Annotated in this window: 16 protein-coding genes and 1 pseudogene; 16 read left to right on the plus strand and 1 reads right to left on the minus strand. The window is 37.6% G+C overall.

Annotated elements, in window-relative coordinates; genetic code table 11:
• Nucleotides 1–216 precede the first annotated feature (216 nt).
• The 5 genes from GPK49_RS08290 to GPK49_RS08310 all read left to right on the plus strand — a co-directional run bounded on the left by GPK49_RS08290 (nucleotide 217) and on the right by GPK49_RS08310 (nucleotide 6,547).
• Nucleotides 217–1,761 (plus strand): PucR family transcriptional regulator, encoded by a 1,545-nt coding sequence (locus GPK49_RS08290; protein WP_215677382.1) that lies wholly within the window; start codon nucleotides 217–219, stop codon nucleotides 1,759–1,761.
• A 139-nt stretch (nucleotides 1,762–1,900) separates the two neighbouring features.
• Nucleotides 1,901–3,031, plus strand: coding sequence for a DUF917 domain-containing protein (locus tag GPK49_RS08295; protein ID WP_215677384.1), 1,131 nt, complete (start codon nucleotides 1,901–1,903; stop codon nucleotides 3,029–3,031).
• 55 nt (nucleotides 3,032–3,086) lie between these two features.
• Nucleotides 3,087–4,355 (plus strand): cytosine permease, encoded by a 1,269-nt coding sequence (locus tag GPK49_RS08300; protein ID WP_215677385.1) that lies wholly within the window; start codon nucleotides 3,087–3,089, stop codon nucleotides 4,353–4,355.
• Nucleotides 4,356–4,409: 54 nt separating this feature from the next.
• The gene (locus tag GPK49_RS08305; RefSeq protein WP_160117336.1) at nucleotides 4,410–5,741 is read left to right on the plus strand and encodes a Sapep family Mn(2+)-dependent dipeptidase; all 1,332 of its coding nucleotides are present in this window, start codon (nucleotides 4,410–4,412) and stop codon (nucleotides 5,739–5,741) included.
• A 536-nt stretch (nucleotides 5,742–6,277) separates the two neighbouring features.
• A complete protein-coding gene (locus GPK49_RS08310) occupies nucleotides 6,278–6,547 on the plus strand; it encodes a hypothetical protein (RefSeq protein WP_215677387.1) in 270 nt (89 codons plus the stop codon).
• 37 nt (nucleotides 6,548–6,584) lie between these two features.
• On the opposite strand, the gene GPK49_RS08315 is transcribed toward GPK49_RS08310, so the two are convergent.
• A protein-coding gene (locus tag GPK49_RS08315) for an IS3 family transposase (RefSeq protein ID WP_215677389.1) occupies nucleotides 6,585–7,731 on the minus strand; the annotation gives its coding sequence in 2 pieces (ribosomal slippage) (nucleotides 6,585–7,488 and nucleotides 7,487–7,731; 1,149 coding nt in all).
• Between the two features lie 129 nt (nucleotides 7,732–7,860).
• Here GPK49_RS08315 and GPK49_RS08320 point away from each other — a divergent pair.
• The 11 genes and pseudogenes from GPK49_RS08320 to GPK49_RS08365 all read left to right on the plus strand — a co-directional run bounded on the left by GPK49_RS08320 (nucleotide 7,861) and on the right by GPK49_RS08365 (nucleotide 16,500).
• Nucleotides 7,861–8,400, plus strand: a pseudogene (locus GPK49_RS08320) (recombinase family protein).
• Between the two features lie 181 nt (nucleotides 8,401–8,581).
• Nucleotides 8,582–8,713, plus strand: coding sequence for a hypothetical protein (locus GPK49_RS12985; protein WP_318283879.1), 132 nt, complete (start codon nucleotides 8,582–8,584; stop codon nucleotides 8,711–8,713).
• Between the two features lie 41 nt (nucleotides 8,714–8,754).
• Nucleotides 8,755–9,753 carry an SPFH domain-containing protein gene (locus tag GPK49_RS08325; protein ID WP_318283880.1) on the plus strand — a complete coding sequence of 333 codons (999 nt, stop codon included), beginning with the start codon at nucleotides 8,755–8,757 and terminating at the stop codon, nucleotides 9,751–9,753.
• 2 nt (nucleotides 9,754–9,755) lie between these two features.
• On the plus strand, nucleotides 9,756–10,424 hold the full coding sequence (locus tag GPK49_RS08330; protein ID WP_215677391.1) for a hypothetical protein: 669 nt from the start codon (nucleotides 9,756–9,758) through the stop codon (nucleotides 10,422–10,424).
• A gap of 8 nt (nucleotides 10,425–10,432) precedes the next feature.
• Nucleotides 10,433–10,705 carry a DUF1413 domain-containing protein gene (locus tag GPK49_RS08335; RefSeq protein ID WP_118578593.1) on the plus strand — a complete coding sequence of 91 codons (273 nt, stop codon included), beginning with the start codon at nucleotides 10,433–10,435 and terminating at the stop codon, nucleotides 10,703–10,705.
• On the plus strand, nucleotides 10,686–11,924 hold the full coding sequence (locus GPK49_RS08340; protein ID WP_215677393.1) for a tetratricopeptide repeat protein: 1,239 nt from the start codon (nucleotides 10,686–10,688) through the stop codon (nucleotides 11,922–11,924). The genes GPK49_RS08335 and GPK49_RS08340 overlap by 20 nt, the downstream gene beginning before the upstream one ends.
• 393 nt (nucleotides 11,925–12,317) lie before the next feature.
• Complete coding sequence (locus GPK49_RS08345) at nucleotides 12,318–13,133, plus strand: hypothetical protein (protein WP_215677395.1); 816 nt, start codon at nucleotides 12,318–12,320, stop codon at nucleotides 13,131–13,133.
• A gap of 153 nt (nucleotides 13,134–13,286) precedes the next feature.
• A complete protein-coding gene (locus tag GPK49_RS08350; RefSeq protein WP_215677397.1) occupies nucleotides 13,287–13,847 on the plus strand; it encodes a sigma-70 family RNA polymerase sigma factor in 561 nt (186 codons plus the stop codon).
• A 29-nt stretch (nucleotides 13,848–13,876) separates the two neighbouring features.
• On the plus strand, nucleotides 13,877–14,554 hold the full coding sequence (locus tag GPK49_RS08355) for a hypothetical protein (protein ID WP_215677399.1): 678 nt from the start codon (nucleotides 13,877–13,879) through the stop codon (nucleotides 14,552–14,554).
• A gap of 193 nt (nucleotides 14,555–14,747) precedes the next feature.
• A complete protein-coding gene (locus GPK49_RS08360) occupies nucleotides 14,748–15,128 on the plus strand; it encodes a BlaI/MecI/CopY family transcriptional regulator (RefSeq protein WP_215677400.1) in 381 nt (126 codons plus the stop codon).
• On the plus strand, nucleotides 15,112–16,500 hold the full coding sequence (locus GPK49_RS08365) for a M56 family metallopeptidase (RefSeq protein WP_215677402.1): 1,389 nt from the start codon (nucleotides 15,112–15,114) through the stop codon (nucleotides 16,498–16,500). The genes GPK49_RS08360 and GPK49_RS08365 overlap by 17 nt, the downstream gene beginning before the upstream one ends.
• Nucleotides 16,501–16,870: the final 370 nt, after the last annotated feature.

Consider the following 16,870-nt stretch of genomic DNA (forward strand, 5'->3'; position numbering starts at 1 on the left):
ATTAACAGAGGTTGTTGTACTAGAATCTTTGTGATATACTTTTTTATAAATGTGGATCTTTGTCTATTAGGGGTTTTAAATATAAAAAGGAACTAGAATGATTGTGGATTAACTATGTGGGATTGATTTATATATGTGTTTTGAAAAAAAGAACATCATGCAGTTGTGAAACGAACAATTATTACAACACTATATAGCAAAGGAAAGAGGTGTGTTATGGATACCATCAATGCTTTATTACATAATACAAATTCATTAAGAAATACAACTATTTTAGCGGGAAGCAGAGGTTTGAATAATAAGATATCTGGTGTTACTGTCTTAGAAATGTCTGATCTAAATGAAGAGGGGAGTTCTTTATTAAATCTGAAGCAAGGAGAAATTGTAATTACGTCTTGTAATGATATCAAAGAAAATGTTGAAAAGCAGCTTCAGTTAATTTATGCGTTAAAACAAAGAAAAATAGCAGGTATTGTTTTATTTTATATAGGCTATGTTATAAAAAGTTTGGATTATAGTGTGATTGCGTTATGTGATAAGCTGGATCTTCCATTAATTTGCCCACCTAATGATCCCCAAATATCTTATGCTTCTGTGATGAATGATATAATGGGTCTTTTAATGAGGAAAAGTGAACATGAATCAAAGAAAGAGAGAACTATTCTAAAGGGGATAATGGAACTAAATCAGAAACAAAGATCTTTTTCAGAAGGATTAAAATTTTTAAGTGATTCATATGATATTACACTGATGCTATTGGAAAATAGTATGGAAGAGATTTGTTCCTGCGGTTTAGATATCTTGCAGATGAAGGAGCTGTTGAAAAAACAGGGTTTGTTTGATGATAGAAAGGATAATGTCTTTTTTTTCATTGATGATGGAAATCGGTGTGTTTGGAAAAAGATATGGCATAATAATACGTATTTATGGTTGGGCATGTTTTCAAGAACACAGCAATTGCATAATGTAAGTTTTATTATGCAAAGTTTTGAGATGATTATAGATATATGGGAAAAAGATATTCTTCACAAGAGTCAGCATGAATTGATTTTGTCAATTTTGAGTGATAATAGGTCGCAGGCATTTGCTGTTGCAGAAAAGCAGAAAATTGATCTGGAAAAAGCTGTAGGTGTTATTTGTATTGCGAAGCAAGGAGATTTTGAGAAAAATAGAAATATAAAGATACTCATGGATTCTATTATAAAGCAAGAAGGATTTAGAGTTGTACACACAGAAGTTCAACAAAAATCTGTTTATCTATTATTTGGGCATGAAGAAAATAAATTTTTGGATGTGAAGAATTCCATTGAGAATATATCTAATTTCCCGTATCATACAATTGTAGCAACAGTATATGGAAAGGAAGATTTATTCTTATTTCTGCCTAAAGTAATTGAGGTTTTTGCTGGTCTAAAAGAAATAAAAAACAGTAGAATATATGATCGAAGTGAAATTCAATCAATTCTTCAAATGCAGTTTCTTCTCCATTCACCAATGCGGATACTGTATCAAAGCATGCAAAATAGGCTGGATATATACGATAAGAAGAATAAAAGCAATTTGAAAAAAATGATTGTTGACTGTTGTTTAGAATATAAAATGAATTTGAAAGAGATGGCAAAGGCAGAATTTATCCACTATAACACAGTGCAATATCGAATGAAGAAAATTGAGGAACTCCTGCAGATCAACTTAAAAAGGCCATCAGATATGGATACATTATATACATTGGCTTTGTTTATGAAGATGAAAGAAAAGTGAATAAAGTGTAAAAAAACAAACCATAACTTGGTTTGTTTTTTTTATAAAATTTGGTTTGCATTTTTGTTTTTTTGACAATTGTTTCAGAATTATGGATTTGTATAATTAAAGAAAAATACAAAACAGGAGAGTGGTAATTATGGCAACAAAAAAATTGACAAACATTCAGGAAGCAACAGATTTTGTAAGAGGTTGTACATTTTATGCAACTGGCGGGGGCGGACTTCCTGAAAATGGGATTGAGTCTTTGATGAGCGAAATTAATGAAAAAGGCTTTGTACAAATAACAGATATTTCAGAGATTCCCGATGATGCTGTTGCTGTATGCCCGTTTTTGATGGGTTCTATTGCACCGCATGATGAAGCAACTCTTAAGGAAATGGCAGGTTTTGGTTTTATTGATGGCGTAAATAAAGAAAAAGCCAGACTGGCAAAAGCAATTCAGGAACTGGAAGCATATATAGGGGTAAAAACAACAGTAGTTGTTCCTATTGAACTGGCAGGTGCGAATACTTCTGGCCCCATTTCTGCAGGCAGTTCTTTGGGTATGATGGCAGTTGATGGAGATTATTGTGGACGTGCTATTCCGGAAATTTTGCAGATTACACCATATTTGTATGACAGAAAATGGCTTCCTGTCGCTTCTGTTGATGAATGGGATAATGTTTGTATTATCAAAAAGGCAACCAATCTTCGTGTAGTTGAAAGAATTGGTAAGCTTATTAGCGCTGGTGCATATGGTTTGGCCGGTCAGGCAGGTTTTATTATGAGTGGGAAAGAACTGAAAGAAACCGTAATTGCTGGAACTCTCTCCAAATCTTATGAACTTGGTAAGTTTATTCGTGAAGCTCAGGAAGCGCATCTGGATCATATTCCTCAGAAAATTGCAGAAAAAGTTGGCGGTTGGGTGTTGGCAGAAGGAAAAAGAACAGACTTTGAAGATGAAGATCGAATCGGATACTACTGGGGAACGACAACCATTCAGAGCGATGCTGGAGATGAATACAAAATCTGGTTTAAAAATGAAAACCATGTATGCTGGAAAAATGGAGAACCATTTGTTTCCAGTCCGGATTTGATTTGTGTTGTTGATCGTCATACAGGTGAACCAATTCCAAATCCGAAGATGCGTCAGGCGCAGGATGTGGCAATCATTGTTTTGCCTTGTGATGAGAGATTGAGACAAGACAAAATCAAAAAGGTATTAGACCCTCAATATTTTGGTTTCGAAGATATTTCCTATGTTCCAGTAGAAGAACGTATGAAATAAATAAGATTGTATATGTTGACGTATAAACCTTAAGGAGTCTGAAAGGAGAATTGTTATGGATCAAAATGTTTATACGCCAGAGGATAAATATTATGATTATCCTGATAGACCTGTACCACATGACAAACGGAAAAGTCCAATCAATATTGCTGTAGTTACAACTGGGATGGCAGTTGCTATGTCAACTTTATATACAGGATCAGCACTGGCGGAAGTTATGAATTTTAAAGAAGGCACGATTGCAATTGTTGTAGGCAGTGTGATTTTGGCCATACTTGCTTCGCTAACTGGGGGAATCGGAGCAAATCAAGGCATTTCTACATCAATGTTATCTAGAGTTCCTTTCGGTAGAAAAGGTTCCAATATTGTTGGTCTGGTTTTGGGAATATCAATGTTGGGGTGGTTTTCATACCAATGTGGGTATTTTGGTGAAACTATCGCGCTGATGCTGCCAGGACATTTTTTGACATCCCCAGTTGTTGCTACAATTTGGGGTGGATTGCTCATGATGTCAACTGCCATTGTTGGCTATAAAGGGATGACTTATTTAAGTATGGTAGCAGCACCGTTACTTTTGGGACTTTGTCTTTACTGTGCCATTATGGCAATCAGCACAACGGGTCTGAGTCCTATCATTGCACATATGCCAGATAATCCTGCTACCATCGGAACTGGTATTACAATTGTAGTAGGTGGTTGGATTACTGGGGCAGTTTTACAGCCGGATATTTCCAGATATGCGAGAAGCAAAATGGATAATTCCGTGGGTGTTATTGTAGCAATGTTTGTTTTTGCTGCAGCAAACTGGGGTGGTTTTGTTGTGGCAAAAGCGACAAATAGCGCTAATATCATGGAAGGCCTCAGTATTTTAGGCATGGGTGTTTTGGGCTTACTGATTGTTGTATTAGGCCAGTGGACAAGTAATGATAATAATTTGTATTCCGCAGCTTTGGCAATTATCAATATTAAGCCAGGGATTAACAAGCATATCGTTTCAGCCGTATGCGGTGTCATTTTTACTGCTTTGGCTGTTACTGGCATCCAAAACCATTTTGTAGGGTTCTTGTCTGCGTTAGGAACATTTTTACCTCCAATAGGTGCTGTTTTGGCAGTAGATTATTACTTACTAAAGAAAAAACATCAATATGATTTCGAAAATATGGATCAGACGACCTCTTATAAACCACTTGCCTTTGTATCAGTTGTTTTAGGTGGAGGAATCGCATATATTTCCAAGTTTGGTTCTACAACAATCACTGCGATTATTCTCACGGTTGTTCTGTATTATGGCTTAAGTAAATTGATGGAAAAGAAAAATGTGTGAGAAAACGCCATGCTGTATGTTCAGCATGGCGTTTTATTTAAAGGAGGCTTTGTAATGGTACAAAAGGAAATTTTAGATTTATGTTTGGAACGGTATTATGACAGAATGATAGAAGGAATTCAAAATAATATGCGTATTCCAAGTGTGAAAGGTAAGCCAGAAGCAGGGGCACCTTATGGGAAATTTGTGAATATGGCTTTAGAGGATGCTTTGTTGCAGGCAAAAGAACTGGGACTTCGTGTGAAAAATATTGATCATAAAATAGGCTATGCTGAGATTGGAAAAGGAGATCAAATGATTGCAGTATTGGGACATTTAGATGTAGTTCCGGCAGAGGGTGAATGGAAACATCCTCCCTATGAAGCAGTCATTTCAGAAGGGATTTTATGGGGACGAGGTGCCTTAGATGATAAAGGCCCTATAATAGGGGCATTATACGCATTAAAAGCAATTCAAGATAGTGGTATACAGCTAAATAAAAGGATTCGTGTCATTTTAGGCACAGATGAAGAAAGCGGGTCTTCTTGTGTAAAGCATTATATAACGAGTAAAGAGGAAATGCCGTCTTGCGGATTTACACCAGATGCACAGTTTCCAGTTATTTATTCGGAAAAAGGAGCCATCCAAATTGTTATTGAACAGAAACTTACAGCAAAAGAGGATATGTTATTTGAGGAATGTAATGGGGGCAAAGCTATAAATGCGGTAATGTCAAACTTTTCAATAGCTTTTTTTGATGAGCAAACGAAAACAAGGTATCAAAAAAACTTTGAAGGGAAAAATGCTCATGCCAGTGAGCCATGGAAAGGAATCAATGCTGCTCTAAAAGCATCGAAGGAATTGTTGACTCTTGACGATGTTCCTGAAGCTATTAAGAGAATGAGTTGTTTTATACAGGAAAGTCTGATGATGTTTCCGCGAGAATTAGAGAAGGGTGTTCAATCCTTTGAAGAAGATTTGGGTAAAATAACGATTAATCTGGGAAAGATGTACAAAAAGAAAGAATCGGTTTTTTACGAATTTGATATCAGATATCCATATGGAATTAATGCAGCAGATGTGATAGATCAAATGGGTCAACTTTCAGGTAAATATGAAATGACAATAGCAGATAAAAAAAATAATCCTCCACTTTACATTTCAAAAGATACTGAGATTGTGAGAAAACTCATGAATTTATATTGTAGTGAGATGGGGGAAGAAATTGCACCGATTGCTATTGGTGGCAGTACCTATGCAAAATCTTTTCCTAATATGGTAGCTTTTGGCCCCATTTTTCCATTTCAAGAAAATAAGATCCATCAACCAAACGAGTCAGTAGATTTAAAAGATCTTTACCGAGCGATTACATTAATTATGTATGCAATGGTAGTCTTGGCACAGTAAATAATGAGCTATTGTATATGCAAAATAAATTGCATACTAGGACTAGTGATCAAAATAGATGATATGGCGTTTTTGGATTCAAAAAACGCTTTTTGGGCAGTGAGATACGTAAATCCCACTGCCTTTTTTTATTTCTAAAAATCGACAAAAAGTGGTTTTCAAAAAACAACCATTTTTTGAAAATTTTTTTTGACAAATTTTGGAAGGGGGTAAAAATATTGAAGGAAAATGTCATTAAAGTGCTAAAAGTAAAGCCGCATAAACATCCTGAAGAAAAATACATTGGAAGCAATGCAGAAAGCGGTGGGAGGATATACTGAAATCGTGGGAATAGATGAATCCTATTAAACGATGACGGGAATTTTGATTGGCTTGAGAGCTAGGATTGCTTCATTAAGTGTAGGGTAGAAAAATTTACAGTTGTGTAGTAAAATAAATTATCTGTTTAGAAAAGAGAAAATGTATGAAATAGGTATATAGGTTAAATGTATTAAGCTATTAGAGTAGTTTTGGATAGATCAAAATAGGAGGTAAAAATGGTACATAAACCATCCTTTGCTGTTGGGGCAGTTGTTTCCAATGATGAAATGCGAAAAGAATTTAAGATTGGTAATATGGGTGGAATGAGAAAATCCAATACATATGGGTGCCTTGTTATCATCTCTGACCATACAAAAGGTTTGTATGAAGATAAATGGTATGGTGACGAATTACACTATACTGGAATGGGTAATGTTGGTGATCAAATACTTACTGGAAATCAAAATGGAACACTCTATAATGCAAACATGGACTATAGTCAATAAAAAAGACACGATTTTTAAATATATTTTCTGGGAACGGCTAGATTCCTTGCCGATCCCAGAATGTTGCTTCCATTTCATCTGGTGTCAGATAGCCTAAAGAACCATGTGGTCTGCGAGAGTTATAGAAGCCTTCGATATATTGGAAGACAGAGTGGTATAGGTCACGATAGGTACGAAAATTACGCCTGTTGGTTTCTTCTTTTTTGAGATATTTGAAGAAACTTTCGCAGCAGGCGTTATCAAAAGGATATCCCTTTTTGGAGAAGGACTGGACAACATTCAGTTCATCAAGCAGTTTTCGAAATGCAAAGGCTGTGTACTGTGATCCTCTATCAGAGTGAAACATCAGTCCAGCTGGACAATTTCTGGAATAATATGCTTTCTGAAAGGTCTGGATGACCAGATCTGCATTGGGTTTGGATGATATATTCCAGGAGATAATTTTTCTGGAAAAAAGATCCATAATGATACAAAGATAATACCACTTACCTCCGGCTTTGAGATATGTAAAATCACTTGTCCAGACCAAGTTGGGAGCTTTTTGATGAAAGTTTTGATGCAGGCGATCAGCATAACAACCAGACGACTCATCTGGGCGAGAAATGGATTTTGGTTTTATTGTGGACATAGGTGGAAGCTGCATGGAACGCATCAGGCGGTACACTCGACCGACGCTGATGCAGATGCCATAGTCACGACCTAAGATATATGTGATTTTATAAGCACCGATGCGTTTATCGTAGTCAGCGTAAATGTGCAGAATCATTTGTTTGATGTTCTGATTCTCAATGGTTCTGGAAGAAGGCAGAGAATAAAAATGTTTGTAATAAGTGCTGCGGTTTACGTTGAGTACACGGCAGAGGGTTTTGATATTGTGCTGGAATCGAAGCTTATAAACTGCGCTTAATCTTTGTTTGAGTGTGGCGTGAAGATGGCAATCGCTTTTTTAGGATGAGGTTTTCTTCTTCAAGCTGAGCATTTCTTTTCTGGAGTTCCTGAATCTGTTTCGCAGTCAGAATTTCACCATTAGATGTTTCAACAGTGGAGTATTGCTTGATCCATCTGGAAAGAGCAGTTTGAGAAACACCATACTCTTTGATCAGAGAAGCTTGTGTTTTGCCATTATGATAGAGTTCAACAAGAGTTCGTTTGAAATCCTCATCATAATAATTTTTTTTAGCCATAAAGATACCTCCTTTTGGTGTCTAGTATTATGGTACATCTGTTTATAAATCGTGTCCACTTATTTAATATAGATCCAATATGTGCGTGTAAGTGCTAAGGATCAAAATGAGGATAGACAAATAATCGCTATGCGAGAGGTTGGAGTTTCTGAAAAAAATATTTATATGGATAAGCAATCGGGAAAGGATTTTAAACGGAAGCAGTATAAAAGACTGGTAAGAAAAATGAAAAAGGATGATTTATTATACATAAAAAGCATAGATCGTCTTGGGAGAAATTATGAGGAGATTATAAAGCAATGGAGATATCTTACAAAAGAAAAAAGGATAGATATTATTGTTTTAGATATGCCGTTATTGGATACCCGATGAGGAAAGGACTTAATGGGAACATTTCTAAGCGATATTGTATTGCAGGTGCTTTCCTTTGTAGCGGAAAATGAAAGGTCAAATATTCGCCAAAGGCAGGCAGAAGGAATAGCAGCAGCAAAAGCCAGAGGCGTAAAATTTGGGCGACCTCCTAAACCACTTCCGGAAAATTTTCATACAGTTTATCAAAGATGGAAAAATGGGAAAATTACAGGTACAAAAGCGGCAGAAGAATGCAATATGCCTATTACAACATTTCGATATAAAGCAGATATTTACGAAAAAACTAATTTTTTGTGAAAGGGGATTTCTGCAATAAAGTGTACTTTTTTGCAAATCTTCAGTAGATTTCTTCACACTTCAATATTAACATACACATTTGTTTTTTACAACAAAATTCCACATAATTAGCACAGCTTAAAGAGTCAGAATTCATCTGCAAAAAAGTACACATTTTGAACAAGATAAAGGAGGATAAACTATGGCAGCAATCGCTTCGGTAATCAAGTACGAAGGCGATAACAGCACCTTCATCTGGAAACACCCCTGTGAGGACTTCAATACATCGTCTCAGTTGATTGTCCACGAATCACAGGAAGCAATTTTTTCCTAAATGGACAGGCACTTGATTTGTTTGGACCGGGACGGCACACGTTGGAAACAGGGAATATCCCACTCCTGCGTCATTTAATCAATATTCCGACTGGCGGCGTGAGTGCATTTCATTGTGAGGTCTATTTCATTAACAAAACCGAACAAATGGCAATTCGCTGGGGAACGGACAGCAAAGTTCAGTATGTAGAGCCTACATATAAGTTTCCGATTTCTATTGGTGCAAACGGTGAAATGTCCCTTTGCGTGGATGATTCGCGTAAGCTTCTGGTGAAATTAGTCGGCACAGAGCGAGTTCTGGATCGTCAACAGTTAACAACCTGCTTTCGCAGTATCCTCATGACCAAGGTAAAAACTTATATTGCGCAGGCGATGCGTGCTAACGCCATCAACATCTTTGAAATTGACGAAAGCCTTGAAACATTTTCTGCAGACATTCAGAAGCGGCTGATTCCTGATTTTCTTGATTACGGCGTGCAACTCAAACGCTTCTATGTTACTACAGTGGTTAAGCCGGATGGTGATCCGCAGTATGAAAAGTTCAAGGAATTGCATTTCCGTCAGTATGCCGATATAGCAGAGGCAAAGCTGAAACAGCAGACCGATATGATCCAAGCACAGACCGAAGCACAGAAAGTTGTTATTGATTCTCAGGCGCAGGCAACCAAGCGTATGCAGGAAGGATATACCTACCAACAGGAGCGTGGTTTCGATGTGGCACAGGATGCTGCCCAAAATGAAGGAGCAGGACAATTTTCTAACATGGGTATCGGTTTAGGAATGATGGCTGGTGTTGGTGGTACAGTCGGCGTAATGGTAGGCGGAGCCGTATCTGACGCATTTGCGGGAATAACAACACAGCCACAGTCGGCAGCAAACCGTTTCTGTGAACAATGTGGAGTTGAGTTGACACCGGGTGCAGCATTCTGCGATGAGTGTGGTGCACCGCAGGCAGCGCCAGACACTTGTGCAAAGTGTGGTTTCAAGTTCATTAAGCCTGGCAAATTCTGTCCGAAATGTGGAACGAAAAGGGAGAACTGATGATGAAAAAGAATAGCACAAAAGGATATATAATTCTTGGGATTCTATTTGCGCTGGTAAGCATTTTCGCTTTTGCTGTTCCAACAATAAAAACAGCAACATTCTGGATTGCTTATGTATTTACCGCTGTAGCATTTGTTGCACAGATTTTTATTTGGAAAACTGCCCTTGGAAAGGAAGAAACCTTAAAAAGCAAATTTCTTGGTTTTCCGGTTTTATACATTGCCATTGTATATGCAATCATTCAGATGGCTGCATTTGCAGTATTCCTGTTTGTACCGGCATTTCCGGCATGGAGCGCAATCGTGGTGTGTCCTGTTATTGCCGGTGTTTCTGCGATATGTATGATTACTGCTGATGTGGGACGCGATGAAATCAAACGAGTGGAAGTAAAAGTGCAGAAAAAGGTTTTCTATATTCGGGAACTGCAAACGGAGGTTGAATTGCTGGCTGCGGCTGAAACAGATGTTGATATAAAAACAGCACTTGCGCAGCTTGCTGAAAAAATCCGTTTTTCCGATCCTATGAGCAATGAACAGTTGGCGGATTTAGAAAATAAAATATCCGCTAAAGTTTTGGAACTGAAAACAGCAGCAAATAAGAAGGAGGTCATAGCAGAAATTACTTTGCTTTTAGATGAACGGAACCGAGAATGTAAATTTTTAAAGTGAGGGAACAAATGGACTATTCTGAATTATTTGAAGGGGCAAGAAAACAAATATCTATCATCCCTGATGAACAAATTTTTCTGGCAAAAGATCTGTTTACTGGAGCAGAGTGGAATCAGCTTCAAAAGGGAGAGAAGCTGAGCTTCGGAAAGCGATTTAAAAACGCTGTTATTGATGGAAAATTCCCTGATGTTGTATATATCGGAAAGGCACCAAATAACTCTGCACAATATAAAAAGACAAAAAGAAAAGAGAGGAACAATGATGAAACAGTTAACTTGTGAAATGTGCGGAAGCACAGACTTGATAAAGCAAGACGGTGTATTTGTTTGTGAGACTTGTGGAACAAAGTATTCCGTTGAGGAAGCAAAGAAAATGATGGTAGAAGGAACCGTTGAGGTCGCTGGTACCGTTAAAATTGATGATTCGGCGAAAATTGCAAACTATTATACTATAGCAGAGAGTGCTTGTGACGCGGGCAATCAGAAAGAAGCGGAGAATTATTGTAATAAAGTTATTGAGATTGAACCGAATAATTATAAAGCGTGGTTGTTGAAAGGTCGTGCTGCAGGCTTGCAGTCTACTCTTGACAATATTCGTCTGGAGGAATCTATCAGTTATTTTTGTAAGGCAGTTGATAATGCACCCGAAGATCAGGTCAAGGAGGTTAGAAAATTAGTGCGCAACGAGTTTTCCAGAGTGGCTTTTGCCCTGATTGAGCTTTGCTGTGACGCTTATTCTGAAAACGGATCTTCCGACATTGAAGATAAAATCCTGGATATTGTAAGACCGTTTGTAGAGTACAGTAAGCCGGACCTTTACACAGGGTGTAGTTACTTAGAGTGTGATTTGCCATTCATGGAATTGGGCGAAGATGAAGAAAGAGATATAGAGATAGGTGATATTATGTCCGATATGGCAAGTGAAATTTTCTCTGCCACTCGTTGTGCACGGTGGAGAACCGATTCTTTTAGCACTGGTGGTGTCAGTTTGCTACGTAGAGCCATTGATATAGGGCTAGATAAGAAAGATGGTTACAGAGAAATAATTTCACTTTTGCGTAAGGATAAGCTCCGGCTGCGTGATATCCCTTCCTCCCAATCGTATGCGTATGTCATTAAGGATATTGTGGAGTACCAAAAAAAGCTTAGGGAAATAGATCCGTCTTATACGGAAGATTTTGAAGACTCTCAGCAAACCAGTAATCAACAGACCGGTAATCAACAGACGAATAGTGGCTGTTATGTAGCAACTGCCGTTTATGGTTCTTACGATTGTCCGCAGGTTTGGACGCTGCGCCGTTTCCGCGATTATACTCTGGCTAAAACATGGTATGGCAGACTATTCATTAAAACATATTATGCAATTAGCCCAACCTTTGTTAAGTGGTTCGGACATACCGAGTGGTTTAAAATAATGTGGAAGGACAAGCTCGACTGTATGGTTGCTAATCTGAACTCTGTGGGTGTTGAGAATACACCATATGAGGATAAGGAGTGGTGAATATGGTTGGAGATTATCGAATGTGCATTGATGAAGCGGAAGTATTTTGAATGTGACAAAAGTATGCTTTGATGATACCGGTGAATTTCTGTACGGAAAATTGTATCCATTTGTAGTTAATGCAAACTTTTCCTGTGAGTTGTTTATCAAGGCAATCATGATCAAGCAATCCCCTACTCAAGAGTTTAGTTGAGGACATGATTTGAAACAACTCTTTAACGCACTTGATAGTAAGGAGAAGGAAAGGGTTGAATTGTACACAATTCCAAATACAACAAGTCAGTAACTAAGGGGGAACTTGACTGATATATTTTTTATAAGTAAAACAATAAAAGTAGCTAAAAACAAATGGGTGTCGATTTTATCGGCACTCTTTTTCTATGGAGGGATAACATGATTTTATTGATTTATATGGGAGTATTATTCTTTTGCTATGGCATTTATAACCTGTTTTGCTACTTTAGTATGTTCCCGACGGCAAAAGCAGGAAGGCACCTGTTGAAGCTGTATCGGAAGAGGGTACGCCTCTGCGACAATATTTTTATGGTTCAGTTGGCGGAAAAACTTGTAAGAAAACTTGATTTTGAACAGAAAGAACCGAGTATGATAAGTGCTGTTTTGAGTTATAACGGTGTGAATTATTCTGCGGCAATTTATCTTTTCAGCAGACTGCTTATGGCAGCGTGCGGCATTGTATTATCCTTACCGTTGGTTTTTATAGATGTGCGCTGGATGCTTGCGATGTGCGCAGGGATAATCCTGTTTACAGCAGCAGACTATGCTTTCATGCTATTACAATATTGGCGGTATATCGATGAATTAAAGAAAGACCTGCCTGTGCTTGGATTACTTGCTGAAAAATATTTTGAAAGACAAGAGGATATGAGTCATTTTATAGAATTAAGCCGCAGGATTTCGGGAGATGCATGGTATGAAATCTGGTCTGGTATGCTGTGTCAGGAAAAACAGCTTTCAGAAGAAGTGCAGTATCAGAGCAGGGGATGGACAGATATATGGTTGTTGAGATTTATAGAGGGAATGGTATCGGAGAAGAAAGCGGAGTATTACAAGGATTTCTACAGAGACCTATGTAGCGCCCTTTCACAGAAAAGAGAAAAGAGATTACAGCAACACTGCAAATGGCTTAGATTCCTTCCGGGAGTCTTTTTCTTTTGCCAGATTTTATTGCTTATTTCGTTGTCGACATAAGTTGTCCCAGAATTTAGCCCACGGATTTTTATAATTTGTAGATTTTATAAATTTGGTTTTTTACAATAGAAATAGGAATGTATTCAGTAAAGAGAGGATTTTTATAACGGAAGCATGTATAGATATAAAATTTTCCGAAAGGAGGGCTATCAGATGGATGAGAGATTAACACAGGAACAAAGAGAGTTGGTTGAGGAAAATCTGACAGTGATTGATTCTGTAATCAAAAGTTGTGTTCATGTGAATAACAATATCTGCGGTATGGAGTATGACGATCTTTATCAGATTGGGGCGATTGGTCTTTGCAAAGCAGCAAGCCGCTATAAACAGTCCAAGCAAGCTGCTTTTTCTACATACGCTTTTCATGTGATAAAAAATACAATCATTGATTACCTGCGAGGGCTAAATACAAGGTTGCGAGTACAGAGCTGCTTTTTAGAGGAATCAGAGCGATATATAAAACAGCAGTATATGACAGACCTTGCAGGAACTTTATACGAAAGGGAACTTTTACGAGCGTTACAGCAGTCCAAGGAGAACTGTAGTGGTAGTGTACGAAAGGGCATTGAAGCTATAGAACTGAAAATGCAGGGATACAGCGGCAGAGATATTGCAGAACGGTATCATGTGAAGCCCAATTATATTACTGCTTGTATTTCCAGAGCGCAGAAGCATTTGCGGCAAGATGTGGTATTTGTTCGTAAGGTCGCATAAAGGAGAAGAACAAAAGGGGGAACTTACAGGTGATTACATTATATACATCGGTTGGGAGATATGAATTAAGAAAGAATGAAAACGGCGAAAAGCAGCCGATTGTAAAAGTAGATCAAAAGGAAATGGCATTAAGCAGAGAGGAACTGCTGCTCTGGTCCTGCCTGATGTGGGAGATTCTGACGAAAGAAGAAGCAAAAACTTATTTTTTGAAGAAGGCTGTGAGGATGGACGTTTCTCAGGAACGCTTTGATGCAGTTTTGCAAAGACTGGAAGTCAGACAGTTAGTAGTAAGCGCGCAGGCGGAAAAAGGAGATATTGCATTATATCGTCTGTTGGCGAACCTCTATGTCATACCTCTTGAAAGCAGCTTTATGGTTAAGGTGCAGGCATTTTTTCGTTTTATATTTTTTGAAAAGCTGCCGTTGACAGTGGCGAAGAATGTTTTTCAAAAAGAGAATTACACAGAAATGGAGCGACGTGTGCTACATCTGGCAAGAAAGGCAAGGTTATCCTGTGCAGAGATTCTTGCATGTATCGCAAATGATGAAATTGATACTTCTATTGGAAACCAGTCGGAGCTTCAGAAGGAGAAGGCACGCGATAATCTCGGTTTCTTTTTGTGGTTTTGTGACGGACATAGAAAGGCTTTGGAGGCGATTTCTACATTATATTTGAATAAGGATATAATATTTGATAAACGAAAATAAAACGGTTTGAAAGAGAGGAGAAAACAATGAAGAAATTAGGAAACGGTTGATTATAAATCAGCCGTTTTTTATATAATTATGTGTTTTGTCCAAATATGAAAAAATTGTCTATAAAGAAAATAAGTAGTTGACAAAATCTTACACGACGTAATAGAATGAAATTACAAGGCGTAACAGAAGGAGGTGATATGAGATGGATGAAAATATGAGTATTTCTAATGCAGAGATGAAGGTAATGAATCATATCTGGAAAACAGGAGCAATGATTACAGTACCGGAAATGCTGGCAATTTTAAACGAAGAGGGCGAAGAATGGACATACCCTACCGTAGCAACATTCCTGAGACGTTTGGAAGCGAAAGGTATCTTGGGAGTAACCAAAAAGGGGAACAAGCTTTGTTATTTTCCACTGGTAAGCAAAGAGCAATATGAAACAAAGGAAGCAGAAGGCTTTGTAGAAAGCAAATTCGGCGGTTCCTTAAAAAATTTTCTGGTCGCTTTCCGAGGTAGTGACAAAATCAGTAAGAAGGATATGAATGATTTGAAGGCGTGGTTAGATGAACTTGATGATTGAGCGAGCGTTTATTGTTGCATTATTGTTATCTATCAGCGGATTTGTATTCTGTGCGATTTTTCTGCCATTTGAAAAGATTGCATATAAGTGGACTACGGCAAGGACAATGGTCTATATAAATACAATAGCTCTATTCTCATTTGTAACACCGCTGTATTTTGTTGTATCGCTAAGGGATGGCAGTGAAAAGGCTTTTATTCAGTCAGATCTATTGATACATCAAGATATAAGCAGATATGATGGCTTTATATATAATGTGCGAGAGCAAATACACATGGAATACCTTGGAACCATTTGGTTGATCGGAGTTATTGGCTTTTTCGTTTATTATGTATGGAAATATGCCAGCCTGTTGTATGCCGTTAAAAAGTCTATGTTCTATGTGCAGGACGATTTATGGCATGAAACATTCTGTAAGATTAAAGACAGTAATCAGGTATCAAACGTAAGCCTGATTGGGTGCTGCAATATATCTACACCATGTACAATCGGTATAAGGAAAAGATACATTGTGATTCCTGCTTATATGATAGCTTTCTTTGATGAAGAAGAAATTGGTTTTATCTTAGAGCATGAGTTTTATCATGTGAAGCATCGGGATTTATTGCGGAAGTTATTGGTGTTGTTCTTAAATTGCCTGAATTGGTTCAACCCGTTGTATTATCTTTTAATGAAAAATCTTTCAGAATGGACAGAAGCTGCCTGCGATGAAGATGTAACAAAAAAATATACAAAGGGGCAAAAACGAAAATATTGCGAGCTGATTATAAAGGTGCTGGAGCTGGAACAGGCTAGAAGCAAAGGAACATTTTTCAGCATTGGCTTTGTAGGATTGGAGATAAAGAATTATAAGTGGAGGATGATAAAGATTATGAAAAAATGCAGTATGAACAGCAGATTAGGGAAGGTGACAGTAGCAACGATTGCGATGGTGGCAATGTTTTGTGGCAATGCATCGGCGAAGGAATTGGATGTTCCTGTAAATATGCTGTTTTCTAAGAATGTTGAATTTGTAAAAGCGGGCGAATTAGAAAAAGTAGATGCTGATGATATTCAGATGGAAGGGGAATTTGAAAGCAATACAAATATAAATAGAGACAGTCTGGTGGAATTTGAACTGTGCAATACAGATGATACAACATACGAAATTATTTATCAGGGGGAAGTATCTGATATGCCGGAACAGGTGCAGGTGCAGGTTGAACCCAGACATGTTCATAAGCTGGTGAATATTACTTTAAAGGAGCATAAGAAAAAAAGTAATGGTTCTTGCGTAACAACATACTATGAAGGGCAAGAATGCAGCACTTGTGGAACTGTTTGGAAAGGTGATGTAATCAGAACTGTTACAGATGCGAAATGCACACATTAAGTTAAGTAGCACTTATTCAATATGAGTGCTGTTTATAAATTACATAAATGAGAGGAGGCGGTGCTATGAATGGTAAGAAAAAATCGGTAATGGAGGTGATAAAAAAATCCTGAATGAAAAGGCAGAATCGTGCGGCTAACACAAAATCTGTTTCAAACAGGACAATTTTCATTATAGTATAAAAATGCTTAATAGTCTATATTTATATAGATTGTACAGCACATTTAGAGAAGTTTATCCTATATAAGTCTTTCAGATGTTGTCCATAAAAGGGAAATAAACAAATTACAAGAAAAATTAAATTTTTCCTTAGCGTTATTTTTACTTTAGTTATAGCATCAAGTTGTTTGATAGCGGAAGTAAAAAAATT

Source organism: Clostridium sp. MCC345, assembly GCF_018785345.1.
Lineage (GTDB): Bacteria > Bacillota > Clostridia > Lachnospirales > Anaerotignaceae > Anaerotignum_A > Anaerotignum_A faecicola.